At 69.0% G+C, this 24,914-nt stretch carries 22 protein-coding genes; 10 read left to right on the top strand and 12 right to left on the bottom strand.

Going from position 1 to position 24,914, the window contains the following annotated elements; genetic code table 11:
• Nucleotides 1-142 precede the first annotated feature (142 nt).
• Both Mam01_RS19730 and Mam01_RS19725 read left to right on the top strand, forming a co-directional pair.
• Nucleotides 143-1,453, top strand: coding sequence for a helix-turn-helix domain-containing protein (locus Mam01_RS19730; protein WP_204286749.1), 1,311 nt, complete (start codon nucleotides 143-145; stop codon nucleotides 1,451-1,453).
• Nucleotides 1,454-1,681: 228 nt separating this feature from the next.
• Complete coding sequence (locus Mam01_RS19725; RefSeq protein WP_204286748.1) at nucleotides 1,682-2,770, top strand: hypothetical protein; 1,089 nt, start codon at nucleotides 1,682-1,684, stop codon at nucleotides 2,768-2,770.
• 23 nt (nucleotides 2,771-2,793) lie between these two features.
• Here the strand turns inward: Mam01_RS19725 and Mam01_RS19720 are convergent, their stop codons facing one another.
• The 9 genes from Mam01_RS19720 to Mam01_RS19680 form a co-directional block, all read right to left on the bottom strand.
• Complete coding sequence (locus tag Mam01_RS19720) at nucleotides 2,794-3,096, bottom strand: hypothetical protein (RefSeq protein WP_204286747.1); 303 nt, start codon at nucleotides 3,094-3,096, stop codon at nucleotides 2,794-2,796.
• Between the two features lie 5 nt (nucleotides 3,097-3,101).
• A complete protein-coding gene (locus tag Mam01_RS19715) occupies nucleotides 3,102-3,245 on the bottom strand; it encodes a hypothetical protein (protein ID WP_204286746.1) in 144 nt (47 codons plus the stop codon).
• 440 nt (nucleotides 3,246-3,685) lie between these two features.
• Nucleotides 3,686-5,788 carry a DUF6571 family protein gene (locus tag Mam01_RS19710; protein WP_204286745.1) on the bottom strand — a complete coding sequence of 701 codons (2,103 nt, stop codon included), beginning with the start codon at nucleotides 5,786-5,788 and terminating at the stop codon, nucleotides 3,686-3,688.
• A 196-nt stretch (nucleotides 5,789-5,984) separates the two neighbouring features.
• Nucleotides 5,985-9,938, bottom strand: coding sequence for a glycosyltransferase family 2 protein (locus Mam01_RS19705; protein WP_204286744.1), 3,954 nt, complete (start codon nucleotides 9,936-9,938; stop codon nucleotides 5,985-5,987).
• A gap of 165 nt (nucleotides 9,939-10,103) precedes the next feature.
• On the bottom strand, nucleotides 10,104-11,357 hold the full coding sequence (locus tag Mam01_RS19700; protein WP_204286743.1) for an MFS transporter: 1,254 nt from the start codon (nucleotides 11,355-11,357) through the stop codon (nucleotides 10,104-10,106).
• Nucleotides 11,358-11,368: 11 nt separating this feature from the next.
• On the bottom strand, nucleotides 11,369-11,740 hold the full coding sequence (locus tag Mam01_RS19695; protein WP_204286742.1) for a hypothetical protein: 372 nt from the start codon (nucleotides 11,738-11,740) through the stop codon (nucleotides 11,369-11,371).
• Between the two features lie 23 nt (nucleotides 11,741-11,763).
• On the bottom strand, nucleotides 11,764-11,940 hold the full coding sequence (locus Mam01_RS19690; protein ID WP_204286741.1) for an ATP-binding cassette domain-containing protein: 177 nt from the start codon (nucleotides 11,938-11,940) through the stop codon (nucleotides 11,764-11,766).
• 112 nt (nucleotides 11,941-12,052) lie between these two features.
• Entirely contained in the window at nucleotides 12,053-12,964 is a 912-nt protein-coding gene (locus Mam01_RS19685) for an aldo/keto reductase (protein ID WP_204286740.1), read from the bottom strand.
• A gap of 45 nt (nucleotides 12,965-13,009) precedes the next feature.
• The gene (locus Mam01_RS19680) at nucleotides 13,010-14,695 is read right to left on the bottom strand and encodes a pentapeptide repeat-containing protein (protein ID WP_204286739.1); all 1,686 of its coding nucleotides are present in this window, start codon (nucleotides 14,693-14,695) and stop codon (nucleotides 13,010-13,012) included.
• 168 nt (nucleotides 14,696-14,863) lie between these two features.
• On the opposite strand from Mam01_RS19680, the gene Mam01_RS19675 reads away from it, so the two are divergent.
• Nucleotides 14,864-15,262 (top strand): MerR family transcriptional regulator, encoded by a 399-nt coding sequence (locus Mam01_RS19675; protein WP_117408441.1) that lies wholly within the window; start codon nucleotides 14,864-14,866, stop codon nucleotides 15,260-15,262.
• Nucleotides 15,263-15,264: 2 nt separating this feature from the next.
• Here the strand turns inward: Mam01_RS19675 and Mam01_RS37705 are convergent, their stop codons facing one another.
• Nucleotides 15,265-17,166 carry an ABC transporter ATP-binding protein gene (locus Mam01_RS37705; protein WP_204286738.1) on the bottom strand — a complete coding sequence of 634 codons (1,902 nt, stop codon included), beginning with the start codon at nucleotides 17,164-17,166 and terminating at the stop codon, nucleotides 15,265-15,267.
• A gap of 230 nt (nucleotides 17,167-17,396) precedes the next feature.
• Between Mam01_RS37705 and Mam01_RS19665 the strand changes: the two genes are divergently transcribed.
• The 3 genes from Mam01_RS19665 to Mam01_RS19655 all read left to right on the top strand — a co-directional run bounded on the left by Mam01_RS19665 (nucleotide 17,397) and on the right by Mam01_RS19655 (nucleotide 20,597).
• Entirely contained in the window at nucleotides 17,397-18,683 is a 1,287-nt protein-coding gene (locus Mam01_RS19665; protein ID WP_204286737.1) for an ABC transporter substrate-binding protein, read from the top strand.
• A 139-nt stretch (nucleotides 18,684-18,822) separates the two neighbouring features.
• Nucleotides 18,823-19,707 (top strand): carbohydrate ABC transporter permease, encoded by an 885-nt coding sequence (locus Mam01_RS19660; protein WP_239101444.1) that lies wholly within the window; start codon nucleotides 18,823-18,825, stop codon nucleotides 19,705-19,707.
• Nucleotides 19,704-20,597, top strand: a complete 894-nt coding sequence (locus Mam01_RS19655; RefSeq protein WP_204286735.1) for a carbohydrate ABC transporter permease — start codon at nucleotides 19,704-19,706, stop codon at nucleotides 20,595-20,597. The genes Mam01_RS19660 and Mam01_RS19655 overlap by 4 nt, the downstream gene beginning before the upstream one ends.
• A 3-nt stretch (nucleotides 20,598-20,600) precedes the next feature.
• On the opposite strand, the gene Mam01_RS19650 is transcribed toward Mam01_RS19655, so the two are convergent.
• On the bottom strand, nucleotides 20,601-21,674 hold the full coding sequence (locus Mam01_RS19650; protein ID WP_239101443.1) for a LacI family DNA-binding transcriptional regulator: 1,074 nt from the start codon (nucleotides 21,672-21,674) through the stop codon (nucleotides 20,601-20,603).
• Nucleotides 21,675-21,774: 100 nt separating this feature from the next.
• Nucleotides 21,775-22,146 (bottom strand): phage holin family protein, encoded by a 372-nt coding sequence (locus Mam01_RS19645; protein WP_150935407.1) that lies wholly within the window; start codon nucleotides 22,144-22,146, stop codon nucleotides 21,775-21,777.
• A 195-nt stretch (nucleotides 22,147-22,341) separates the two neighbouring features.
• Between Mam01_RS19645 and Mam01_RS19640 the strand changes: the two genes are divergently transcribed.
• Genes Mam01_RS19640 through Mam01_RS19625 form a run of 4 tightly spaced genes read left to right on the top strand, consistent with a single transcriptional unit; the run spans nucleotide 22,342 to nucleotide 24,837 of the window.
• Nucleotides 22,342-22,617, top strand: coding sequence for a hypothetical protein (locus Mam01_RS19640; RefSeq protein WP_150935406.1), 276 nt, complete (start codon nucleotides 22,342-22,344; stop codon nucleotides 22,615-22,617).
• Nucleotides 22,618-22,671: 54 nt separating this feature from the next.
• Nucleotides 22,672-23,385, top strand: a complete 714-nt coding sequence (locus Mam01_RS19635; RefSeq protein WP_239101442.1) for a response regulator transcription factor — start codon at nucleotides 22,672-22,674, stop codon at nucleotides 23,383-23,385.
• Nucleotides 23,382-24,446 carry a HAMP domain-containing sensor histidine kinase gene (locus Mam01_RS19630; RefSeq protein ID WP_204286733.1) on the top strand — a complete coding sequence of 355 codons (1,065 nt, stop codon included), beginning with the start codon at nucleotides 23,382-23,384 and terminating at the stop codon, nucleotides 24,444-24,446. The genes Mam01_RS19635 and Mam01_RS19630 overlap by 4 nt, the downstream gene beginning before the upstream one ends.
• Nucleotides 24,447-24,450: 4 nt before the next feature.
• Nucleotides 24,451-24,837 (top strand): OsmC family protein, encoded by a 387-nt coding sequence (locus Mam01_RS19625; protein WP_204286732.1) that lies wholly within the window; start codon nucleotides 24,451-24,453, stop codon nucleotides 24,835-24,837.
• Nucleotides 24,838-24,914: the final 77 nt, after the last annotated feature.

Genomic DNA, 24,914 nt, shown 5'->3' with positions numbered 1-24,914 from the left:
TATGGCGGTGGAGTCGCCTGCGGGTCCCGCTGTTTTCGTGGCCGGGCGGCCGTTTCCCTGTTAATAGTGAGGCGGGGCGAAAGGCCCTTCATGGGTTTCGAGCTGGTGGAACGTCGGAGCCAATACCACCAATAGGAGGGGCATGTCGCGCAGGCCGAATCCGGTGGATCCTGGTGCGTCTCCGCTGCATCTGTTCGGCGCGGCCCTACGCCGGATGCGTGGTGACGTCCCCCTGACCAAAGTAGGAAAGGAGATCCTTACCGATTGGTCACGGATTGCCCGATGGGAACGCGGGGAATGTCTGCCTCATGTCGATTCGGTGCGCCGCCTCGACGACTTTTTCGGCGCGGACGGAATTCTGATCGCGCTGCATCAGGCGATGTCCGAACTGGAACGGCTGCGTTCCGCATCTCCGAAGCCGGATCAGGACAAAGGTGAATTCATGGAACGTCGTCACCTGCTGCAACTGGCGATCGCGGGTCTCGGCATGAGGGCACTCGGTGATGTCACCGCTGGCGAGCCGGTGCGCCGTCTGCTCGACCTGGCGATGGAGGCGGAGCCCCGGAGCGTCGAGGACTGGCACCTCGCCTGCCTGGACCACCTGCACGCCCTGCGTACCCGGCCTCCGGCGCAGGTCGCGGCGGACCTGCTGATCGATCTGATGGCGGTCAGGCACCAGATCGAGAGGTCGACACCGGATGCCGTGACCGAGTTGCACCGGGTCACGGCGGCGCTCGCGACCGTCCACGCCAACGCGCTGACCCGGCTCGGCGAGCACGGCGCCGCCCTGCGCTGGTGGCGTACGGCCCGGCAGGCCGCCGACGCCTCGGGAGACCTTGAGCTGGGTCTCGGAGTCCGCGCCACCGAGACCGGCCATGGTCTGTATGGCCAGCGCGACCCGGAAACCGTTCTGCGGCTCACCGAGAGCGCGCAGCGGATGGCCGGAACCCAGCCTTCCCTCGGCCTCGCCCTGGTCGTCTGCTCTCAGGCCAAGGCATTGGCCATGCTGGGCAAACAGAAGGAAGCCCGAAGTGCGCTGAACGTCACCCGCGATCTGCTGGCCGCCGACCCTCCGGCGGCGTCCATCATGCCGGGCTACTGGCAGGGCGGCCAACTGGCCTACGCCGAGTGCATGATCTATGCGGGCATCGGCGATGAGTCCCTGCACCTGCAGGCCCGCGACGTCGCGATGGCGTCAACCTACGACCGGCAGTACTTCGCGATGATCCAACTGCATTCGGCCCTGTGTACGGTCGTCAACGGAGGGGTCGACGAGGGCGCGCGCTACGCGACGGCTGTGATGGGCGACATACGTCCCGAGGCACGCAGCGTGATGACCACCGAGACCGCGCGTTGGGTCCTGCGTGCAGTACCGCGAGAGAAGCATGATCGGCCCGCCGTCGGTGAACTGCGCGAACTGCTCACTTCCGCACCCGCGGGCCGCGACGTGTGAGGGCGGTGCTCACCATCGCACCCAGGGGCGCGGTCATCGCATGAGGCAGTGAGTTGCTTTCGGACCCGATTTCTTTTGATGCGGTCGCGGTCCTGCGATGGTCGTCAAAATAAATAAGCCGTAAACAGGGCACGATTTGGAGCATTTTGCTGAATAAATTGTTGATCCCGGGCTGGGGTCGTACAAGGGATATTCGCTGCAACCCGCTGAATGGCCAGGGCGGCTGACATGGCCCAGGCCAGTGAGCTCAACGTAACATGGGAATGGGTAGCGGCTCCCGGCGTGATGGCTCCTGAACTTAGAGAGACCTGGGCGCGAATACAGATCTCGATTGGAGATGACTGGATCACTCTCGTTCAGGACCACGCGTCCGGGGCCTCTCGACGATCGATCTATGCTCCGCTGTATCCTCTGGCCGAGTGGATAGCCTATAACTGGTGGTTCCTCAAAGCCGATTCGCGTCCTGTGTCGTACTACAACGTATCGCGGGGCAGGGGGCCGAAACAGCATCGGGATGTTCTCCGGAGCCTCTATCAACGCCATGGATTGCGTTCTTCGGGAGACGGCTTCCTTTGGCCGGACCTTCTGATCATCCCCGAAGGCAGAGAAACCCGGCTCATCTGGAGTCGCGACAGAACGTCCAGCCGCGAATATCCCACAAGATTCATCTCCCAAGGAGAAGCACAGGTAGAGGCGGCCTCTGTGGGGGAGAAACTGGCATTCGTCGTCGCGGGTGTTATAGAACGTCTGGAGGGACACGGTGTTCATGGAACGCCGCTGGCTACGGAGTGGCAGACTATACAGGCCGCAGACGAAGAAGAAATAGAGTTCTGTCTTGCTGCGGCGCGCCTCGGGCTTGACCCTTACTGTGACGCTCGGGAATTCGAGCCAGAGATCCTTCGAGCGGCTCAGAAGCTCAGAAGCGGCTCGGTGCCGTTTGACCTGGCGGAATCACGCCGACCACCCGGCGTCGCGTCGCAGGATGCGTCAGTCGGCGACGACTGTCGATCTTCGATGGCCTTCACTGTCTCTGCGGCGGTCGCTCGTCGCAATGGCGGCTCCGCCGAAGTGGCTCTCGCGGAGGAGTTGCCTTGGCTCACCTGGCTTCCGGATACCGAGCGTCGGGCCTGTATCCGTGAGTTGCTCGGCCATCTGGTCACGGAGGCGGAGACTGGAGAAGTGCTTCCATTCGCACGTGCTTTGACCGCCTGGCACTCCACTGCGGTGGTGCGGTGTGATCCCGAACTCGCCCGGGAACTGCAGGGTCCCTTTCCGGGCGACGGCCTCGAAGTCTCCCGCCCGCTTCCAGGAACGTGAGGGCGTATCCGATCCAACGGTCGTCAGGGCAGGCCATATCTGGTCCGGATCGTTCTGGCCTGTTCCTCGGTCACCTCGGGGGGCGTACCGGCCAGCGCCTGGCGTAGTTCGTACAGGATCCTGTCGGTGGAGGTGCGGACACGGGAGCGGTGCTGGCTGAACTCTTCGTCGAAGCGCCTGGCCGCCGCTCCCGTCCACACCGCCCCATTGTGAAAGTGCAGGTACGGCCCGTCCACGCGCTGCTCGATCTCCTGCACCAGCGGTTCGATCGTCCGCAGAGCGTCCGTAAGAGCTGCGTACAGCGGATTGGTGACCAGCTGAGCCACAAGCATCATCCCTTCGCGGACACAGACGGCGAGGGGGACGATGACGCGGCGCTCGCATCGGTGATCAGCTTGGGTGCGATCAGCTTCATCAACGCCACCACATCCGCCGCGTTGTCCCGCCCTTCAGCGCCTATCTCAAGCTGAATCATGATTCGAGTCTCGTCTCGCACAAGCATGGAATAGACCGAATTGGTATTACTCGAAGAGTCTTTGAAATAATAACCCTTTCCCCCGGGTAGGATCTCCGGTAAGGGTTTGGCGCCACCCCTCAGATGCTCCTCAACTTCCGCTAATTCCCCTCCTGGCGAGAGGTCAACATACAATACTTTGAGCTTGTCGCCGGTCCGCTGATAGATCGCACAACCTCCCATGCCGGTGCTGCTCCGCCGTAAATCGAAGTCCCCCCGAATAAGTGGGTCTCTTACCCCAGTCATCACTTCGATCGGACGCAGAGGAATATAGTCACACGCGTAAGGGGGGGCTGCGATTGTGGGCATGGGTGTACGATCGATGTGCTTCTTTTCTGAGCACCCGGTAGTGCTGGCCAAAAAGAGAGCTAGCGCTGCCCACGCGGAGAGAGTCTTCCGGATCACGACTCGTACTGCGCAAAGGCTCGCGAGAAGCTTTGGTCGAGGGGTTCGCTGACATCCCGCCATGGCTGTCCTGACTGCTCATAGAGCCAGCGCTTGTAAGCCTCGACCCGACGATACTTGTCGGTGCTGTTGCTGGCTTTCTGATCGATCATCTCATCCATGGTCATAAGCGTTCGACCATCGTCCTTCAGGAAGTTGTTCGGGTTGTTACGTGGGTCGTCTCCCTTCTTGAGTCCTTCAAGTGAGGCCCAAGGGTGAGTTTTTGCTGCAGGCTCAGCCTCTCCGAAAAGTCCGTGCTTGAGCATCGCCTGTGCGGTGAGATCCTGCACGAGGGTTCTCGAGTTATCAACGGCAGCGTTGGCGTCGCTGCGGGCGATGCCTTCCTCCTTCCCCTTAAGAGCGTCTTCGAGAAGCCCGTTCCATGCTCCGATGACGCTGGTGGTGATCGGCCAGGCCCCTTCCCACCGAGGTATGGCGAGTGCGCTGTTGACCACAGCATTGAATGCCTTAACCTTCACCGTCTGCGTCTCGTCCAGTTTCTTGCCCTCCTCGATCTTTGCCAGGCCGGCAGCATCGGTAATTAGCCCGAAGCCGGCGCCGATTTTTCGCGCGCTCGTTCGCAGGGCATCGTCGCCGTTACCAATGGTCATTGCGTTGGCGCCCGAATCGAGGAGCCGCGCCGCAAACGCGGTCTGGGCAACCGTGACAAGGGAAAATGCCTTGGAGTCGGAAAAGTTTTCTTTCAACAGTGAGCGCAGCTCCTTCTTGTTGAACCACGCTCCCCATGGGTCCTGCCCTGCCATCTGCGAGTAGTCGGCTCCTCTGACTCCCGGCGCACCAGGGTCGCTGCCTGAGTCGGCGACTCGGTTGATGTCGCTGATGTAGCCGGCGAGGATGTGGCCGGTTGTGGTGGTGGGGACGAGTGAGGCCGGGGGGTCGCCGGCTTCGATTCGCTGGGCTTCCAGATGGGCGAACTCCGAGGCGAGTGCGGCTGAGAGGTAGCCGCGGGATGGCTGGGTCGGTGATCCGTCGTGGTCGCGGAAGGTGAGCATGGCGGCCTCCAGCGCTTTGCCCAGCGCCGCGCCGCCGTCCTGGGTGTACCGCTCGGTCAGGAAGTGCTTGAGCGCCGTGGCGTCCTTGGCGAAGAAGTCCTGAGCAGCGATGGGATTGGCGGCCAGCGCCTCCATCAGGGGCACCATCGGGTCCGGCGAGGGGGCGGGCTGCCTGCTCCGGGCGCGGTCCCATGCGTCGAGTTTCCGGGCGACCGCCACCAGGAAGGACGTGTCGGCCTTGCCGTTCTTCAGTGCGAGAGCGACCGCGTACGCCTGCCTCGGGTCGGCGGCGGACGGGGAGGCGAGCTGGTCGCGCCAGGCCGGGCTCAACCGGGGACTCGCCGTGCCCAGCGCGGCGCCGAGCGCGGCCTGCAACCGCTGCACCTTCTTATCGTCTCCGTGCTCGGCGGTCTTCGCCACCAGTTCCCGGAAGCCCGCCCCGCCGAGGGTGGTCAGCAGGGCGGTCGCGAAGGCGGCGTCTCCCTTCCGCTTCTCCAGAGCCGCCAGCGTCTTCGCGTCGACCTCGCCCTTGTCCGCGGCTTCGGTCAGGGTGGTCACGGCGGCGTAGACGTCGGGGTCGTGGGCCGCCCTGCCGTACAGGCTCTCGTCGAAGTCGCGCAGGCCGCCGGTCGCACCGGCGCCGGCGCTCCACTCGCCCTGCTGGGCGCGGATCGTCTCGCTGCGGCGTCGCAGGTCGGGTCGGCTGGTCGTGAGCCATCTCCTCATCTCACGGAGGGCGCCGATGCCAGATGTGTCCAGGCCGAGTTGTCGCAGCGTCCGGTCGATGACCTGCTCGTTGCGGCCGAGGGAGTCTTCCGCGCGGCCGAGTCCGCGCTCGAAGTCGTCCAGCGCCGAGGGGTTGATGCCGGAGTAGCCGTCGCCGATGCCGCCGATCGGGGACGGCTGCGGCTGGGGGGAGGGCGTGGCGGTGGACGGAGGCTCGTCCGGTCGTTTCGCCGGGGGATCGGAGCGTGGCGAGGGATGCGGAGCCAGCGAAGGCGCTGCTGAGGGCGGTGATGTCGGTGATCCTGATGACGGTGCGGCCATGAGGTGGCGGACTCCAGCGCGGTCGGCGGAACGCGACAACTCCGGCCCAAAGATTACGGGCGAATCATCCTGAAGTAAAGATATGCCTCGCTTTTGGATATAGCTCGTGAACTAGTACTGCATGCCTACGGGCGCGTTGAAGCGCCCGCAGGCACTCGACATTTCAGGCGTTTACTGCTCTTATGTCGTTGATTCTTCAGTTGATTGGTTCGCCGGCGATTCGGAAGAGGGGCTTCCAGGGGGAGTCCGGGGTGTCGCCGGACAGACCGGCGGCGGGGCTGACGCCCTGATTGACCCATTTGGCCTGGTACGGCAGGCCTCGGTGGAGGACCCGGGTGCCGGGCTTGTAGAGGGTCTGCAGGTCCCAGGCCGGAAACTTCTCGCGGGTCAGGCGGATGATGACGGGCCCGCGGCTTCCGGGCAGGACCGGGCCCAGCAGTTCCCACGGCGACTGCCAGGAATACTGGAGTTGCGCCGCCGGGTCCTGGCCGGCGTTGTACCACTTGGCCTGGTAGATCTGCCCATCCTGCACCACCTTGTAGCCCCGCCGGTACGAGGCACTGGGCGACCACCGCGGGAACGGGGCGTGCGCCGGGTCCTTGTCGGGGGAGACGGCCTGGACCTTCGCGCCCGGGGGCTGCACCAATTCCTGGCCCTTCAACTGGCCGAAGATCTCGGAGAACCCGAGGTCCTTCTGCGCCGTGCCGCTGCAGGTGTTCGACAGCACGCCGCTTTCGGCGAACGAGGCGCCGCACTGGCGGTCCCGGTTGAGCGACCACATGGAGATCCGGCCGAGTCCGGTGCCGCTCGCGAAGGCCTTGAGGCCCTGGGCGTCGGCCACAGTGAAGCGCTGGGCCTGGACGTCGTTCTGACCGATCATCACGGTCGCGCCGATGCGCTGCCAGATCTGCGCGGAGGTCAGGTGGACGCCGTACCGGGGCAGCAGGTCGGCCAGTTGCGTGTGGGTGGCGTTGAGCGCGTCCTTCACCGACGGCAGCAGGCCGTTCCCGTCGGTCACCGCATGGCCGAAGTCCATGGTCATGACGTTGATCCCGGTGATGGACACGTGGTTGCGGAGCATGGCGGAGATGGCCGAGAGGGCGTTGTCCTGCAGCCCCGACGTGTCGACCGGAAGGGTCAGCCAGACGTTGACCTTGCGCTTCGCGGCGTCGGCCGCCTTCTGCAGCGCGGCGACGGCCGCCGCGCGGCGCTCCCGGGCCTGCGTGTCGTCGAGCGCGGGGCCCTCGATGTCGAGGTCGATGGCGGTGAGGTGATACTGGTCGATCACGTACTGGTAGGCCGTGGTGAGCCTGGTGACGGACGTGCAGCCGACGTCGAGGGCGGTGTTGCGCTGGCCGCCGAAGGACACGATGGCCTGTCCGCCGTTCTGCCGGATCTGCGCGATGCGCGAGCCGATGTCGAGCGACCGGTCGGCCTGGGCCAGCCGGTAGACGCCTCCCCAGCTCGGCACGCAGGGGATCGCCGGGTCGGCGACCACGAAGCCCAGCACGGTCTGCCGGGCCGGGTTGGCCTGCGGGTTCTGGAACTGGTAGGTCGGCGTCAGGGTGACGTCGACGTACGGCGCGAACCAGGTCTGGCCGGGGACCACGCCGACGGTGTCGAGCTTCGCCTGGACGCCGACGTATCCGCCGTACCCGCATCCCGCCACGAGCGTGACGGCGGCGAGCACCCGGAGGAACGACAGCCTGCGGCCCGGTTGCCCGCCGCCGCCCGCGGCGGGCGCGTCGGGGGGAACCTCGACGGGACCGCCAGGCGCCCCCACCGGCGGGGCCACGGCGGCCGAATCGGCCGCCCAGCCCGCGAAGGCCGGCGCCTTCGGCTGCTCGGTGAAGCCCACCTCCAGGACCGACCGCCAGTCGGTCTCCTGCCTGGCCGGCTGGACGCCCCGCTTCGCACGCCGGAAACGCCGCCGCTTCTCCGCCGGCCGGTAGAGCAGCCCGGTCCCGTGGATCCACGCGTCGACCACCGAGTTGCGCAGCCCGATGAAGGCCACGATGGCGTAGCAGGCGAGGGTGACATTCAACCCGGCGTACGCCATGTTCACCACGAGGTGGTGCTGGTAGGCCGTGTAGAAGGTGTAGCCCGCCAGCCCGGCCAGCAGGTACGGCGTCACGACGAAGGTGGGCGGCGCGACCGTGCGGTCGTGCACCTTCGGCGTACGGGCGAACGCGGCCTTCGACGCGGTGATCCCCTGCACGATCGAGGAGAGCGTGCCGGCCAGGTTCACCGGCAGCAGCACCAGGTTGAAGCCGTAGATGCGGAACACGTCGAGGCGTTTGTAACCGCAGTACCGCAGATCACCGGCCATCGCCACGAAGTACGGCAGCGCGATCAGCCCGAGCAGCGGGCTGATCAGCGTCGAGTTGAACGGGAACGCGAGCAGGATCAGCAGGCTGGCCGAGCTCCACGAGATGGACGCCATGTAGTTCCAGCGCAGGAAAAGCTCGCTGAACCGGGTGCGTTCCCCGTTCTCCCGGCGGGCCCGCGACTGGCGGAACAGCTTGGGGATGATGAGCAGCCCGCCGTTGGCCCACCGCTGCCGCTGGATGGCGAGCGAGCCGAAGTCGGGCGGGGTCGCGCTGTAGCTGAGCCGTTCGGGGTAGTTGAGCAGCCGCCAGCCGTGGACCCCCATGTCGATCGTCGACTCGGTGTCCTCGATGACGGTCCGGTCCTTGATGTAGTGGCGGATCTCCCAGTCGCCGATGTAGGAGGTCTCGCGGATGTCGTCCAGGGCCCGTTTGCGGATGACGGCGTTCGCGCCCACCCAGAAGGTGGCGTCGTAGTACGTCAGGCCCTGGTGCACGATGTGCTGCAGGTCGGTGGTGGCGCCGGCGATGCGCTCCAGCCGGGTGGCCGAGCCCGGGAACGCGCTGTAGGGCGTCTGCGCGATGGCCATGGTGCGGTATTCGCTCTGCTCCAGCAGGTGGACCAGGCGCAGGCAGTATTCGGGCAGCAGCACGCTGTCGGCGTCCAGGGTGACCACGTAGTCGGGGTCGGGGATGCGCACCTGGCTGGTCTCCGGGCTCGACGGCACCAGCGCGAGGCCGCTGACCGTGCGCACCTCGCGGTACGTGCCGCCCAGCAGGCCCATGTAGCTGTTGAGGTTCATGGCCTTGTTGGGCTCGTGCGACAGCGAGACGTACCGCTTGCGCTCGAAGCTGGTGACCTGCACGCGGAAGATCCAGACCAGTCGCCGGTACAGCCGCCGGATCTGCGCCCCGTCCAGTACGGCGTTCTCCATCGCCGAGGCGCGCAGGGCCGAGACGATCTCCCGGAGGGAGTCCGCCAGGCGGAGCACGACCTCGTTGGCGAAGAACGCGTCGGTGTGGTCGGTGATCTCCTGGTCCATGGCCAGGTGTTCCAGCCAGTTCGCGGCCGCGTCGTAGTGGCCCGCGAGTGTGATCACCGCACCGGCGTCCGGCATTGTGTCACGTTCCAGAGAACGTTCGAACGTCTCCAGCGCGTGCGTGAAGCGCGCCGCCGGGGCGGCCAGCAGTCGCATGATCTGGCCCGGCAGTTCCCGCGCAGCGAGCAACTGTTCCCGCGCCTTGGCCGTCTTGGGCACGTACGGGTCGTCGATCAGCAGGACGACGCGTTTGTCCGGATACTCCTGCAGTGCCGCCGAGAGGAGCGTCGTCCGGATGACCCGGGCCTCCTCCTGGTAGGAGGGGATGATCGTGGTGAGCGTCGGCCGCGTGGTCTCGAAGAACTGGTCCAGAATGGCCCGGCTCGCCCGGTGATGACTGCGGGTGCGGTAGAAGAAGCCGAGCCGGGCCATCAGATAGGCCAGTGCGGAAATCGTCAGCATCGTGACGATGAGCAGATAGAGGATCGCCTCGGACCGCGCGACCACGGAGGAGTAGCGCGGGTCGAAGAAGTCCTGGAAGAACCACGTGACGAGGTAGGCCAGCCAGGCCGTCACGGTCAGCATGATCGACAGACGGGCCAGGGCGATCCGCCGGTCACTGGCCGGCTGCGGCACCATCGGCATCGCCTGGGTGCGCCGGTCGTGCCCCCACTGCCTGCGCCGTCCCCGTACGGGCCCCTGCGATCTGCGTCGGGACGCGCCCAGCGGCGCCGTCGCCGGATGCGGCCCCGCGCCTGTCGTCCCCGTGGACCTCGGAGCCACGACCGGCCCTCCTTGTATTGACGAGAGCTCACGCCGGAAGCGCGCCCCAATGCCGGTACGCACGGTTCTCGTACGCTGGTCTGCAATTTTGCCCCGATTGCACCACGAGCGCACTGGTAGCTCAGGAAGTAACCAAATGTTCAGACAAAGAGGAAAAGACGGGCGTCAGTTGGCCGGGGAGGCGGTGAGTACGGGCACGGTGTCGTGGGACGGCGTACGCCACGGGAGTATCGCGGCCGTCGCGACGAGCAGCACCGCGCCGATCGTGATCGCGGTGCGGGCGCCGGCGAGGCCGGCGAGGACACCCCACAGGGCCGTGAGCGCGGCGGTCGTCGTCCGGGATGTGATGGTCCAGGCGGTGAGGACCCGCGCCACCTTGCCGTCCGCGATCCGTTCGAGGCGGTACGTGGCGTAGACGGGGTTGAAGACGCCCATGCAGGTGATCAGGCCGAACTCGACCAGCATGATCAGCGCCATCCCGGCCGGGCCCGCTCCCGTGAACGCGAGTCCGACGAGCCAGGGCACCCGCGCGACGCCGAACGCCAGCAGCATCGCCCGCTGCCCGAACCGGCGGACGAGCGGACGGGAGATCCGGGAGCCCAGGACGCCGCCCAGGCAGGGAACGCCGAAGGCGAGCCCGTACTGCAGCGGAGTCAGGCCGAGATCGTGCAGCATCAGGAAGGTCAGCGGCGGAGCCGTCGCCATGATGAGCCCGGAGACGAGCACCGTGTTCGCGAACAGGACCCGCAGCCCGGGGTCCGCGACGATCGTCCGCCACCCCTCGGCGATCTCCGCCCGGCGTGAGACGCCCGTACGGCGGGTGGGCGGGGCCGGCTCCGGGGCCGCGATCGCGCGGATGCCGAGCGCGGACAGCAGAAAGCTGGCCGCGTTCAGGGCGACCGTGACGACGGGCCCGAGAATCCCGATGAGCGCGCCGCCGGCCGGCGGGCCGACGGCGGTCGACGTCCACATGACCGTCTCGAACCGGCCGTTCGCCTCCATCAGGTGGCTCTTGGGCACGAGGGCCTTGAGGTGGGCTCCGCTGGCCCCCACGAAGACGATGTCGGCCAGCGCGACGACCACGGCCACGCCGAGCAGGTGCGCGTACGTCAGCAGCCCGGCGGCGTACGCGACCGGCACGGTCAGCAGCGTCAGGAAACGGACCAGGTCGGCCCGGATCATGAGCCGTCGCTTCCCCCGGAACTCCATCCACGGGCCGAGCGGCACGGCCAGCAGGGCGCCGGCCGCTCCGCCGGCCGCGGCGATCAGGGACACCTGCGCGGCGCCGGCGTGCAGGGCCAGGATGGCGATCAACGGAAACGCGTCCAGGGCCAGCCATGTCCCCAGGGAGCTCACCGCGTAGGCCCCCCACAGCCACGCGAAGTCCCGTCCCAGCCCCGCGTCTGGATGCCTCGACATGGCCGACGACCTTATCGAGGCGCCTGTGGCTTGACGACCCACGCGCCCGTGCCGTGCATCGCCAGCCCGGTCAGGCCGTCGTCGTCCTCGCTGGTACGCAGCGGGTTGCCGGCGCGGCGGTGCGGGTCGGTACCGGGTACGAGCCCGTACACCGAGATGAGCGGCACCAGCCCGGCCGCGCCGCCCAGCAGGGCGGGTAGCAGTGCCAGGATCAGGGGCCACGGGCCGCCGGTGACAGCGGTGAACGCCACCGTCAGCACGATCGCCACCGGTGCGTGCGCCGACAGCCAGGCCAGCTGCCTGCCGCGCACGTCGCTCGCGGTCGTCGTCATCAGCGTCAGCCACAACGCGGTGCCGTCGGTGCCGTACAGGGTGGAGGTCATGGCGGCGGCCATCACGATGAAGATCAGGCCGGCGTAGGGCAGCAGCCGACGGCCATGGACAGGGTGGTGGTCTTGCCGGCGCCGTTCTGGCCGACGAGCCCGAAGAAGGAGCCCGGGGGAACGCTGAGGTCGATGGCGTCGACGGCGAGCCTGTCGCCGAATCGCCTGGTCAGCCCGCTGATCTGCAGCGCTGGCGTCATGGCGGTCTCCGGGTGGCGAGGAAAAGGTCGTGGCCAGTCGACCTCCCGGTGGGGTGGCCGCTGAGCAGCCCGGCGGCGGAATCGGCGGGAAACCGCCGCCGGGGGTTACTTGTCAGGCGGTGGCGTCGAGGCGGGAGAGCAGGTCGGCGTCGAGCTTCACGTCGGTCATGATCTCCTCCAGCTGGGCGACGGAGCTGACTCCGACGATCGGGAGGATGTCCTGCGCCCGCAGCCAGGCGAGCACGACCTGGTTGCGCGTCGCGCCGATCTCGCCCGCCACCTCGTCGAGCACGGCCAGCCGCCGGGTGGTGCCGGGGTGGTCGTAGTGCTCGGGCAGCGGCTTGGCCGTGTACGCGCCCGCCAGCAGCGAGGAGTAGACCCACAGCCGCAGATCGCCCTCGGAGCGCACGTAGTCGAGCAACTCCTCGGTGACCAGGGTGTGGCCGCCCTCGGGCAGCCGTACTCCGGGGCGGGGACGGAGATAGGAGTGGCGGAGCTGCACGTGGCCGTACCGGGCGCCGCCGCGCGCCGCCGCCAGGGCGCGGGCCCGCTCCAGCCGCCAGGTGGCGTGGTTGCTCGCGCCCACCTCCCGGGCCTGGCCGGCCCGCACCACCTCGTCGAAGGCGGCGACCGTCTCCTCCAGCGGCGTCGCCCTGTCGTCGACGTGGGCCCAGTACACGTCCACGTGATCGGTGCCGAGGCGCCGTAGGCTGCCCTCGATCGCGGCCCGGACGACACCGGCTGACAGGCCCTCGGCGGCGTCGAGCGTACGGGCGCCGGGCACGGACGGGCGGGCGCCGCACTTGGTGCTGATCACCACCGTGTCCCGGTTGCGGCGGGAGGCGAGCCACCGGCCGATGGTGGACTCGCTCTCGTCCCCGGTCGCGCCGTCCTGCCAGAAGGGATAGTTGTTGGCCGTGTCGAGGATCGTTCCGCCGCCTTCGACGAAGCGGTCGAGGATGGCGAAAGAGGTCTCTTCGTCCACGGTGGTCCCGAAGGGGATCGTCCCCAGAGCGATTCTCATGCCGAACAGGCTGCCGCCTGGAGCGCACTCCAGCGCAAGCCGCTTTCACCGGCGGCGGCCGAGGGCCTTCCGGCCGCGCGCCACGATCGTCTCGACGTCCTGCAGGTCGCTCATGTCGTGGGCGGTCGCTAGAGCCTCCTTCGCCGCGTCGTAGGCGTCCAGGGCCGCGTTCCAGTCGATTTCGCCGGTTCTGTCCGCCGCGCCGTCGATCTCCTCGCCGAGCCGCGTCACGTTCTCCTCCTGGACGTGCCGCGCGTCCGCGAACCGGACGGCCGTTTCCGCGGCCTGCTTCCTGACGGCCTTCCTCCGCCGGGTTCCGCGGACGACCAGCCCGAGGACGATCCAGAAGACGACCAGGCCTGCGATGCCGAAGAAGACGATCCAGCCGGCGCCGAGCCTGCTGGTCGACCCGGACAGGTCGGCGTCCTCCGCGTAGTCGACCTCCAGGCCGGTCACCTCGGCGTCCTGGAAGGTCGCGCCGCGCAGTTCGGCCGACCGCAGGCTGGCGTCGGTCAGCGTGGCTTTGCGGAAGACCGCGTCCCGGAGCCTGCCGCTGCCCAGCTGCGCCCGGTCCATCCGCGCGGCGGTGAAGTCGGCCTGGTCCGCCGTGACGCTGGTCATCTCGGCCCCGCGAAGGTCTGCGCCGGTCAGCGTGGCCCCGGTCAGGGTGGAGCTGCTGAGCTCGGCCTCCGAGAGGTCCGCCCGGGTAAGGTTCGCCCCGGTGAGGTCCGCGCTGCCGAGCACGGCCCGTCGCAGGTGCGCGCCGGTCAGGTCCGCGCCCTTGAGGGAGCGGAAGGTCGTCCCGGCCGCGGAGACGTCCCGCAGGATGGCCCGGTTGAGCTTGACGCTGCCCAGGTTGAGGCCGTCCAGCTTGGCGCCGGTGAGGTCGGCGCAGCTCAGGTCGCCGGGGAAGTCGGTGACCGTGGTCAGGTCCCACCCCGCGTAGTGCTGGCCCTCGCCGGGCTCGCACGCCGCGCCGGGAGCGGGCAGGGCCTTCGGCACGCCCGTGCTCCCGGCCAGCCGGGCGCCGCGCACGTCCCGCAGGTCAGCCCCGCCGAGGTCGGCGCCCCGGAAGTCGGCGCCGTCCATCACCGACTGGTACAGCTGCGCGTCCCGGAGGTCCGCCCGCCGGAACACGGCTTTGATCAGGGTGGCGCCGTAGAGCCGGGCCTTCGGGGCCTTCACCCGGGTGAGGTCGGCCCGGCGCAGGTCGGCGCCGTAGACGTCGGCGTCGGTGAGGTCCGTGCCGACCAGCTTGGCGTCGTCGAACTGCGCCGAGTACGCCTTGGCCCGTGTCAGGGTCGCCCCGCTGAGGTTGGCCCCCTCCAGGTGCGCGCCGTACGGCAAGGAGTCGTCCATCGTCGCCCCGCGCAGGTCCGCGCCCCGCAGGTCCGCGTAGTAGAGCTCGGCCTCCGACAGGTCGGCCTTGCCCAGCCTGACCCCGGCCATCTGGGCGTTCCCGAGGTGGGTCCCCTTGAGCGACGCTCCCCGCAGGTCGGCCCCGGCGAGCGGGACGCGTACGTACAGCCCGTCCAGCGTGGCGCCGCGCAGGTCGGCGCAGGACAGGTCGGCGGGCAGCGCGGCCCGGGTGAGATCGCGCCCGGCCAGTTTCGGGCCGCTGCGGGGACGGCACGGGAGCGGCGCGGCGGAGGCCGGCGAGACCGGGACCATCGGCAGGACGGCGGCGGCGGCGAGTGCCATGCCGGCGAGGAGGCGGGGAAGGCCGGGCATCTCTGTCTCACTGTCTCCCTCGAAACGCGCCGCCCGCCGGGAATGGTCCCTCGGAAAGGCGTTGAACAGCATCCGTTATAAGGGGAGTTGTTTGCGATTCGCTTGCGAACCGCCTACAGGCACAACGGTTCGCGGCGGTACGGCATCCGCTGTGACAGGATCAACGGCGTGGCCGTGTACACACCTGGACAGGTCGTCGAGGAGACCGGTTTCAGCCTCGACACCCTTCGTTACTACGAACGGATCGGGCTGCTTGAGCCGATCGGCCGGAACGCGTCGGGCCAGCGGCGCTTCACCGAGGAGGACGTGAGCTGGCTCGGCATGGTCCGCTGTCTCCGGGACACCGGCATGCCGATCGCCGAGATGCTGCGCTTCGCCGCGCTCGTACGGCAGGGCGAGCACACCATCGCCGACCGCATCGCGCTGCTGGAGGAGCACGACCGGAAGGTCGAGGCCCAGATCGCCGACCTGCGCCAGAAGCAGGGCGGGGTGCAGCGGAAGATGCAGTACTACAAGGACGTGCTCACCATGCGCGCCATGCTCCCCGACTGCGAGCAGGCCTCCTGACCTCACGAGGCCCGGTAGGCCTCGGCCTGGAGGTTGTAGAGCTCGGCGTAGAGCCCGCCGAGCGCGATCAGCTCGTCGTGGGTGCCGTGCTCGCGGACGTGGCCGTGGTCGAGCACGTAGATGCGGTCGGCGTAGCGGACGCTGGCGAGCCGGTGGGTGATGAGCAGCACCGTCCGCCCGTCGGCGTGCCGCCTGATCCGGTCGAACAACGCGTGCTCGGCCCGGGCGTCGAGGGCCGCCGTGGGCTCGTCGCAGATCAGCAGCGGCGCGTCCCGGTAGAAGCCGCGCGCCACCGCGACGCGCTGCCACTGGCCGCCCGACAGCTCGTGGCCGTTCTTGAACCGGCGGTCCAGCAGCGTGCGGTAGCCGAGCGGCAGTTCGGCGATGACCTGGTCGGCGCCCGCGACCTCGGCGGCGCGGACGACCTCGGCCTCGCCCCGCCCCATGCCCATCGTGATGTTGTGGCGGGCGGTCAGCGGCCACCGGGTGTGGTCCTGTGCGATGACCGCGATCCTGCGGCGCAGGCTGTCGGGATCGACCTCGGTCACGTCGACGTCGTCCCACAGCACACGGCCGCCGTCCGGTTCGTACAACCCGGCGAGGATCTTGGCGAGGGTGGTCTTGCCCGAGCCGTTCTCCCCGACGAGGGCCACCACCTCCCCGCGCTCGACGCGGGCCGACACCCCGCGCAGCGCCGGGGCCGGCGTGGCGGGATAGGTGAATGTGACGTCCTCGACGGTGATGCGCTCGAAGCGCTCCGGGGCCTCCCGCTCGCGGAGAGGGGGAATCCTGGCCTCGGCGCGGGCGGTGAAGTCCAGGAAGTCGGTGAAGTAGAGGCCCTCCTCGTAGAGCCGGTTCGTCGAGAACAGGAGGTTCGCCAGCGACCCCTGGCCGGTCCGGATGGCGAGCACCGCCGTTCCGGCCACCGCGAGCGGCACCGCGCCGATCACCAGCAGCACCCCGAGCGTGAGGTAGACGACGCCCTGACCGACGCCGCCGAGCGCCTCACCCAGGATCCTCGTGAACGTCTGCCGCCGCGCGAGCGCGAGCATCACCCGCTGCTCGCCTATGGCGACCTTGTCGAACATGCGGAGCAGGAAGCCGCGCATGGTGAACGTACGCACCTCGGCCGCGGTGTCCTTGTCGGCGAGCAGTTCCTCGATGATCCACTTGCGGCGGTGGGCCGAGATCAGCTGCAGATTGGTGGTGTAGCGCATCCTGGCCGACCGGACCGCGGCCCAGGCGTCGGGCAGCACCGCCAGCAGGAGCAGCGGCAGCAGCACCGGGTGCAGCACGCCCAGCACGCCCGCCGCGGCCGCGAGCCCGACCACGGCGGACACGGTGTCGATGGCCGTGCTCACGATCGAGTCGGCCACCATGCCGCGCATGCGGGCCCGCTGCAACGCGTCGTGGAACTCCGGGTCGTCGTAGCAGATGAGCTCGACCCGGCTCGTCAGCGTGTAGAGCCGCCGCTCGGTGATGCGGCTGACCTGCGGCGACAGCCGCGACTCCGCCCAGCCCGCACCGGCCTGCACCGCCGTGCGGACGGTGGCGGCGAGGCCTACGAGCAGCAGGCTCGGCAGCGCGGCCCGGACGCGGTCGGGAGTCGGGCCCTCCTGGAGCAGCGCGGTCAGGACGCCGGTGGTGGCCAGCAGGCCGAAGGCGGTGAGGACGCCCCCGAGCACGTTCAGCGTGACGGTGGCCACCGTGTCGCGGGGGCTCGCCTCCCACGCGATGCGGAGGGCCTGGCGGATCAGGCCGGGCAGCCGCCGGGCCACGGTCAGGAAACTGAGCCCCGCCATCGTGCCGTAGTGGCGGGCCCACTGAGGCGACTCGATCTCCTCCAGATCCGGTAGGTCGTCCTCGGACAGATGGTCATGTCCCCCCTGCTGTGTGACCGTCATGCCAGCAGTGTGTGCGCCCGCGCCGACAATTTCGCGGGCTCCGGTCGCGGCTCTCCCTTTGACGCACGTCCCTAACAGGCCGCCAAGCTCCGTATGCAGAGACGTTATCGGGACAAACTTGACGGCGTGCCCGTGGAAGTGGCTGGATGGGCTGTGCTGACAACGTTGTCAGCCATATGTGTCTTCGGGGAGCCCGAAATCCTCGCGAAAAGCCTGAAGGGAATGTTGCGATGAGACGACGGTGGATGGCGGCCGTCGCGGTCTCGGTGGCAGGCCTGCTGACCCTTTCCGCGTGCGGCGGCGGTGACAAGCAGGACACCGCGGGCGGCCCTGCCGCGCACAAGAAGGTCGAGGTCTTCTCGTGGTGGACGGGTCCGGGTGAGGCCGACGGCCTGAAGGCGATGCGCGACATCTTCGCCAAGGAGAACTCGAACTTCGAGTTCTTCGACGCCGCCGTCGCCGGCGGCTCGGGCGACCAGGCCAGGGCGCTGCTGTCGAGCAAGCTGCAGGCCAACCAGCCTCCGGACACCTTCCAGGGGCACGCCGGAGCCGAACTCCAGGGCTATATCAAGAGCGGCAAGCTGGAGTCGCTGAACTTCCTGTACGACGAGCTGAAGCTCAAGGACGTCCTGCCCCAGCAGCTGATCGACCAGATCACGGTGGAGGGCCAGGTCTACTCCGTGCCGGTGAACATCCACCGGTCGAACGTCCTGTGGTTCAACCCCTCGGTCCTCAAGGGCGCCGGGATCTCGGGCGCGCCGAAGACGGTCGAGGAGTTCGTCGCCGACCTGGAGAAGGTCAAGAAGAGCGGCAAGATCCCCCTGTCGATCGGCTCGCAGTGGACGCTCGTCCACCTGCTGGAGTCCGTGCTGCTCGGCTCCCTCGGCACCGACGCCTACAACGCCCTGTGGACGGCGAGCTCCGACTGGTCCAACGCCAACGTGACCAAGGCGCTGGACAACTTCAAGACGATCCTGTCGTACGCCGGGACCCCGCAGGACGACTGGCAGCCGGCGGCCAAGCAGGTCGCCGACGGCGAGGCCGCCTTCAACATCATGGGCGACTGGGCCTACGGCTACTTCCACAACCCGCCGGAGGGCGGTCTCGGCAAGGAGTCGAAGAAGGACTTCGACTGGGCCGCGTCGCCGGGCACGGACGGCACGTTCATGTGGCTGTCGGACAGCTTCACGCTGCCGAAGGGCGCGCCCAACCGCGACGGCGCGATCGCGTGGCTGAAGGTGGCCGCCAGCAAGGAGGGCCAGGACGCGTTCAACCCGCTGAAGGGCTCGATCCCCGCCCGCAAGGACGCCGACCAGTCCCTCTACAAGGACTACCTGTCCTGGAGCCTGGAGCAGTGGGCCGGCGACAAGCTGGCCGGCTCTATCCAGCACGGCGTGGTCGCCAACGACACGTGGCGTACCGCGATCACCGACGCGGTCGGCCTGTTCCAGCAGGACAAGGACGTCGCCAAGCTCCAGCAGGCGCTGGTCGCGGCGGCCAAGAACAGCGGCCAGTGAACAGTGGCCAGTGAACGGCGGCCGGTGACAGGCGGCCGGTGAGCTGATCTCCCCGTACGGCCCACGCCGTGACCGACGCCGGGCTCCGGCCGGCGCGGCGTGGGCCGTGCTTGACTTCTGAGAGGCGCAAGTGACGCGGGTGCGCAGATGGCTGCCGGGGCTGCTCCTGGTCTCGCCGTCGATCATCCTCATCGCGGTCTTCGTGTACGGCCTGCTGGGCTGGAACCTCAAGCTCGCCATGACCGACAAACACAACGAGATCGCGGAGATCCCCGGCAGGTTCGTCGGGCTGGAGAACTTCACCGGCATCTGGAGCGAGGAGCGCTGGGGCCTGTCGGTCCGGCACTCGATCGTCTTCACCGTGGTCTTCGTCGCCGGCGCGCTCGTCCTCGGCTGGCTCCTCGCGTTCCTGATGGAGAAGGGCATCCGGGCGGAGAGCGGCTTCCGCGCCGTCTACCTGTTCCCGATGGCCATCTCCTTCATCGCCACCGGGGTGGTGTGGCGGTGGCTGATGAACAGCGCGACGGGCGAGCACGCGGTGGGCCTCAACCGGCTCTTCCACTACATGGGGCTCGACTTCCTGCAGTGGCAGTGGTTCCGCGATCCCGACTGGGGGATGGCGGCCATGGCGATCCCGGCCGTCTGGCAGATGTCCGGATACATCATGGCGCTGTTCCTCGCCGGCTTCCGCGGCGTTCCCGAGGAACTGCGGGAGGCCGCCCGGGTGGACGGCTGCGGCGAGTGGGGGGTCTACCGGCACGTGGTGCTGCCGATGCTGCGCCCGGTGACGCTCTCCGCGCTGATCATCCTCGGCCACATCTCGCTGAAGGTCTTCGACCTCGTCGTCGCGGTGTCGGGCAAGCAGATCATCACCGACGTGCCCGCGACGTTCATGTGGACGGCGGTCTACGACTCGCACGACCCGGCCAAGGGCGCGACGATCGCCTCCTACATCGTGCTGTCCGTCGTGATCTTCGTCGTGCCCTACCTGATCTGGAACGCCCGTAAGGGGAACCGCTCGTGACCGCCCACGTCGCCGGGAAGGCCCCGCGTACGGCGCCCGCCGCCCCGGCCCGCGAGAAGGGCAGGGCCGGCACGTGGGTGCGGGTCGTCCTGTTGCTGCTGTTCGTCCTGGTCTTCCTGATTCCGGTCTACGTGCTGCTGGTCACGAGCTTCAAGCCGCTCAGCGAGGCCGATCCCGCCCAGGCGTGGAACCTCCCCAAGGTCTGGACGACCGAGGCGTGGAGCGTCGCCTGGGAGAAGCTCGAACCGGGCATCGTCAACAGCTTCCTGCTCGCGATCCCCGGATCGCTGATCTCCGCCGCCCTCGGGTCGCTGAACGGGTACGTGCTGAGCAAATGGCGCTTCCCCGGCGCCGACGTCCTGTTCACGTTGTTCCTCTTCGGGATGTTCATCCCGTACCAGGGCGTCATGATCCCGCTGGTGCAGCTGATGGTGGACGTGGGCGACGCGCTCGGCGTGCAACTCTACGGCGGCATCCCGGGCCTGGTCCTCGCCCACGTGGTGTACGGCATCCCGATCTGCACGCTGATCTTCCGGAACTACTACGTCACGATCCCCGACGAGCTGATCGAGGCCTCCCGCGTCGACGGCGCGGGCATGCTGCGCACGCTCTGGTCGATCGTGCTGCCGGTCTCCGGCCCCGCGTTCGCCGTGGTGATCATCTGGCAGTTCACCTCGATGTGGAACGACTTCCTCTTCGCGGTCTTCCTCACCGGGCCCACCTCGTGGCCGACCACGGTCATGCTCAACAACATCGCGGGCGCGGTGACGACGCCGTACAGCCAGCAGATGGCCGCGGCGATCCTCGCGTCCATCCCCACGATGGTCGTGTACGTCCTGCTCGGCCGGTTCTTCATGCGCGGCCTCATGGCCGGCGCGCTCAAGGGCTGACGTTCAGGGGTGGTCCCGGCGGGGCGGGGGAGGGCGCTCGCCCGAGCCGCGCGGGATCAGCCTGGTGGGCAGTTCGAACCGGGTGACCGGGCCGTCGTCCCCGGCCAGGCGCAGGAAGAGCAGGTCGGCCGCCGTACGCCCGAGCCGGGCGGGGTCCTGCGCCACCACGGTCACGCCCAGCAGGTCGGCCAGTTCGAAGTCGTCGAACCCGACCAGGGCGAGACCGCCGAGGCCGGGGCGCACGCCCTCCACGAAGGCGCCGGTCGCGGAGCCGGTGATCGAGGCCAGCGCCCGCAGCGTCTCGACCGTGGTCCGGCCGTTGCCGGTCAGCAGCGCGGTCGGCGGGTCGGCCGCCCGCAGCAGCCGGGCGAGGTCCGCCCGCAACCGTGCCGGGTCCGCCGGGCCCATCGCCACCAGGCCCTCGTCGTACGGCAGGCCCGCGGCGGCCAGCGCCTCCCGGTAGCCGCGCAGCCGCTCGGCGGCCGTGAAGATCCGGGGAAGGTCGCCGAGGAAGGCGATGCGGCGGTGGCCGTGCGCGATCAGGTGGGCCGCGCCCGCCCGGGCCCCGCCCGCGTTGTCGGACAGGACGACGTCGGCCTCGCAGCCCGCGCCGGGCGGCCGGTCGGCGAACACCGCCCTGGTCCCGGCCTCGAACTCGGGGGCGAGATAGGTGTGGTCCGTCCCGGCGGGCACGATGATCAGCCCGTCGACGCGGCGGGCGCAGAAGGCGAGCACGAGGTCGCGTTCCCGGGCCGCGTCCTCCTGGGACGACCCGGTGAACAGCAGACAGCCGTGGTGCAGCGCGGTCTCCTCGACGGCCCGGCTGAGGCTGGAGTAGAAGACGTCGGCGGCGTCCTCGATGACCAGGCCGATGCTCGCCGTACGGCCGCGGCGCAGCGTCCGCGCGCCGTCGTTGCGGCGGTAGCCGAGCCGGTCGATCGCGGCCTTCACGCGCAGCGCCGTCGCGGCGTTCACGCCGGGCTCGTCGTTGACCACGCGGGAGACGGTCTTCAGCGCCACGCCGGCCGCGGCGGCCACGTCGTTCATGGTCGGACGGCCGCGTCTCGTGTCTCCCACGCAGGGATCATCCCCCATTCCACGACCCCGGACAACGTTGTCAATCCGCACCACGCGAAGTGGCCGGCTTCGTAGGAACCGCGCGCCGGGACGCCGAGGGTCAGTCGTCGCCGAGGAGCATGTTGAGGACCCAGCTGATCACGCCCACGACGATGGCGCCCCAGAAGGCGGCGACGAATCCGCTGACGTGGAAGGGAAGGTCGAGCTGCTCGGCGAGCCAGCTCGTCAGCAGGAGCAGCGCGGCGTTCACCACGAGGGCGAACAGGCCCAGCGTGAGCACGTAGAACGCGCATCCGATGGTCTTGATGACCGGCTTGATGACGGCGTTCACGAGGCCGAAGATCAGCGCGACCGCGAAGAGGGTGCCGATCTGTTTGGCGGTGGAGCCCGCGCTCACGGTGATGCCGTCCACCAGCTTGGTGGACGCCCACAGGGCCGCGGCCACCACAACGATCTTGAGTATGACCTTCACGTCCACGATCCTTCCACGGTGCGGCAAAGAGTGCGCGGTTTCCGTGTCCGGGGAACGGCCGGAGCCGTACGCCCGGTTCCCCCGCCTCGACCGGGCACGGCGGAGCGGCGGGCGGTGGTCCCCGGCACGGCTTTCTCCCGGCGCCGGGTATAAGCGGCAAACATCGGGGAAACCCTCCTTGCGAGGTGAGACCGAATGGACGTGGAAGAGCTGGAGTCGCTGCCCGCGAAGGAACTGCACGACCGGGCCGTGCACTACGCCGTACGACACGGTGACCTGGGGTTCCTGTGGGATCTGCTGAAGGTCATCCCGGCGGCCGAGGCGGCCAGCGGGAACACCGACGAGACCGCGAACGACCTCAGCAGGGTGTCGGCGCTGCTCAGCGATGCCATGGCGGCGGGTGAGGGCGAGCTCGGCGACGCGCTCCGGCCGGTCTACGTCGACTACCTGTCCAGACACCCCGACGCCTGAGCGCGCTCCGGCCCTGCTCAGCAACCTCTCATCTCCCCACGTCACAATGACGGCGTGGTCAAGACACAGGTGCTGGTGGTCGACGACGAACCCGAGGTCCGCGACGCGATCGCGCGGGCCCTGCGGGTCGAGGGGTACGGCGTGGCGACCGCGGGCGACGGCCTCGACGCCCTCGACGTGATCGGCGGCTCGGCGCCCGACCTGATGGTGCTCGACGTCCTGATGCCGGGGATGGACGGCATCGAGGTCTGCCGGGCGCTGCGGGGCGACGGCAACAGGCTGCCGGTCCTCATGCTGACCGCGCTGGACGGGATCGGCGACAAGGTCGCCGGCCTCGACGCGGGCGCCGACGACTACCTCGTCAAGCCGTTCGCGCTGGAGGAGCTGTTCGCCCGGGTGCGGGCCCTGCTGCGCCGCGCCGCGCCGTCGGCCGAGGCGGGCTTCGCCGACCTCGTCCTGCTGCCGGACAGCAGGCAGGCCCGGCGCGGGCGCCGGCTGATCGACCTGACCAGGACCGAGTACGCCCTGCTCGACCTGCTGATCCGCAACGGCGGCCAGGTGCTCACCCGGCAGGTCATCCACGAGCGCATCTGGGGTTACGGCTTCCGGCCCGGCTCCAACCCCCTGGAGGTCTACATCCGCTACCTCCGAAAGAAGACCGAGGCCGGGGGCGAGCCCCGGCTGATCCACACCGTGCACGGCCTGGGGTACGCGCTCAGGGAGCCGGTGGCGGAGCCGATGGGCGAGCCGGCGGGGGAGGAGCGGTGAAGCTCCGCTGGCGGCTCGCGATGGCCTCGGCGCTGGCCGCCGCGGTCAGCGTGATCGTCGTCATCGTGGCCGCCTACTTCATCACCTGCCGCCGGGTCGAGTGGGCGAGGGACCACTACGGGACGTACGAGGGCTATGGCGACCCTCCTCCCCGCGGCGTGCTGGCCGCCCTCGCGGACGTCGACGACCTGGGCTGGCCGTTCGTCGCCGTGGCGGTGGGCGGGCTGGTGCTGTCGGGGGCCCTCGGCTGGCTGGCCGCCCGGGCGGCGCTGCGGCCGGTGAACGCGCTCAAGGACGCCGCGGGACGGGTCACCACGACCAGGGACCTCACCACCCGCATCCAGGTGTCCGGGGACGACGAGCTGAGCAGCCTCGCCCGGAGCTTCAACGCCATGCTCGACGCCCTCGAACGCTCCGCGAAGTCGCAGAAACGCCTGGTCGCCGATGCCTCCCACGAGCTGCGCACGCCGCTCACCGCCGTACGGACAAACGTGGAGCTGCTGATCAGGGGCAACCTGCCCCAGGAGGACCGCGACGAGGCGAGCAGGGCCGTGATGAGCGGGCTGGAGGAGCTCACCGCGCTGGTCGCGGACGTGGTCGAACTGGCCCGCGACGAGGAGCCGGCCGTACTCGTGGAACGGGTGCGCTTCGACGAGCTGGTCTCCCGGGAGGTCGCCCGGGCGGCCAGGCACTGGCCCGCGACGGCCTACTCGGTGTCGGTCGAGCCCGCCGTGGTGCGGGGCGTGCCCGACCGGCTCTCCCGGGCCGTCGGCAACCTGCTCGACAACGCGGCGAAGTACAGCCCCAGGGGCGGGCGGGTCGAGGTGTCCCTGCGGGACGGCGTGCTGACCGTCCGCGACCACGGCCCCGGCATCGCGGCGGACGACCTGCCGCACGTCTTCGACCGCTTCTATCGGGCGCCCTCGGCGCGGGCGCTGCCCGGGTCGGGGCTGGGGCTGGCGATCGTTGGCCAGGTCGTGGACAGCCACGGCGGCAGCGTCTCCGCCGGTCCCGCTCCCGGCGGAGGCACGCTCGTCCGGCTGGCGCTGCCAGTAGGGTAGAAGCATGGGCTCTGTACGCGTCGAGCGGACCGAGGACGGCTTCGTCGCCCGCAACGAGAGCGGCGCGGAGATCGTGATGGGCTCCGGTGACGGGCTGTTCAGCCCGGTGGAGCTGCTGCTGGCGGCCGTGGGCGGATGCAACATCATGACCGTCGAGCCGCTCACCGCCAAGCGCGGCCACCGGCTCGCGCGGCTCGCCGTGGAGGTCTCGGCCGAAAAGGAGAGCCCGACCCTGCTGCGGTCCGTCACCGTGACGTACGACGTGGAACTGCCGCCGGGGGACTCGGGGGAGGTCTTCGAGGCCGTCGCCGGACGGGTCCACGAACGGCACTGCACGGTGAGCCGGTCTCTGCAGCGGGGCACCGAGGTCAGGCTGGTGCTCGGCGATTGACGCGCTCCCCGGTGTTGAAGGCTGGGGATTCAGTCCGTGCCGTGTTATGCGGCACCTCTGTGGCTTCCTGCTTCGCT

It is taken from the genome of Microbispora amethystogenes (assembly GCF_016863015.1).
Lineage (GTDB): Bacteria > Actinomycetota > Actinomycetes > Streptosporangiales > Streptosporangiaceae > Microbispora > Microbispora amethystogenes.
This window is presented reverse-complemented; position numbering and strand designations above follow the sequence as displayed.

Coding starts and splice junctions, on each gene's coding strand:
- Mam01_RS19625 (WP_204286732.1), top strand. CDS start 24,451: ATGGGCTCTGTACGCGTCGAGCGGACCGAGGACGGCTTCGTCGCCCGC.
- Mam01_RS19715 (WP_204286746.1), bottom strand. CDS start 3,245: ATGATTCAGCTTGAGATAGGCGCTGAAGGGCGGGACAACGCGGCGGAT.
- Mam01_RS19725 (WP_204286748.1), top strand. CDS start 1,682: ATGGCCCAGGCCAGTGAGCTCAACGTAACATGGGAATGGGTAGCGGCT.
- Mam01_RS19685 (WP_204286740.1), bottom strand. CDS start 12,964: ATGAGAATCGCTCTGGGGACGATCCCCTTCGGGACCACCGTGGACGAA.
- Mam01_RS19695 (WP_204286742.1), bottom strand. CDS start 11,740: ATGACCTCCACCCTGTACGGCACCGACGGCACCGCGTTGTGGCTGACG.
- Mam01_RS19700 (WP_204286743.1), bottom strand. CDS start 11,357: ATGTCGAGGCATCCAGACGCGGGGCTGGGACGGGACTTCGCGTGGCTG.
- Mam01_RS19665 (WP_204286737.1), top strand. CDS start 17,397: ATGAGACGACGGTGGATGGCGGCCGTCGCGGTCTCGGTGGCAGGCCTG.
- Mam01_RS19680 (WP_204286739.1), bottom strand. CDS start 14,695: ATGCCCGGCCTTCCCCGCCTCCTCGCCGGCATGGCACTCGCCGCCGCC.
- Mam01_RS37705 (WP_204286738.1), bottom strand. CDS start 17,166: ATGACGGTCACACAGCAGGGGGGACATGACCATCTGTCCGAGGACGAC.
- Mam01_RS19710 (WP_204286745.1), bottom strand. CDS start 5,788: ATGGCCGCACCGTCATCAGGATCACCGACATCACCGCCCTCAGCAGCG.
- Mam01_RS19690 (WP_204286741.1), bottom strand. CDS start 11,940: ATGACGCCAGCGCTGCAGATCAGCGGGCTGACCAGGCGATTCGGCGAC.
- Mam01_RS19640 (WP_150935406.1), top strand. CDS start 22,342: ATGGACGTGGAAGAGCTGGAGTCGCTGCCCGCGAAGGAACTGCACGAC.
- Mam01_RS19730 (WP_204286749.1), top strand. CDS start 143: ATGTCGCGCAGGCCGAATCCGGTGGATCCTGGTGCGTCTCCGCTGCAT.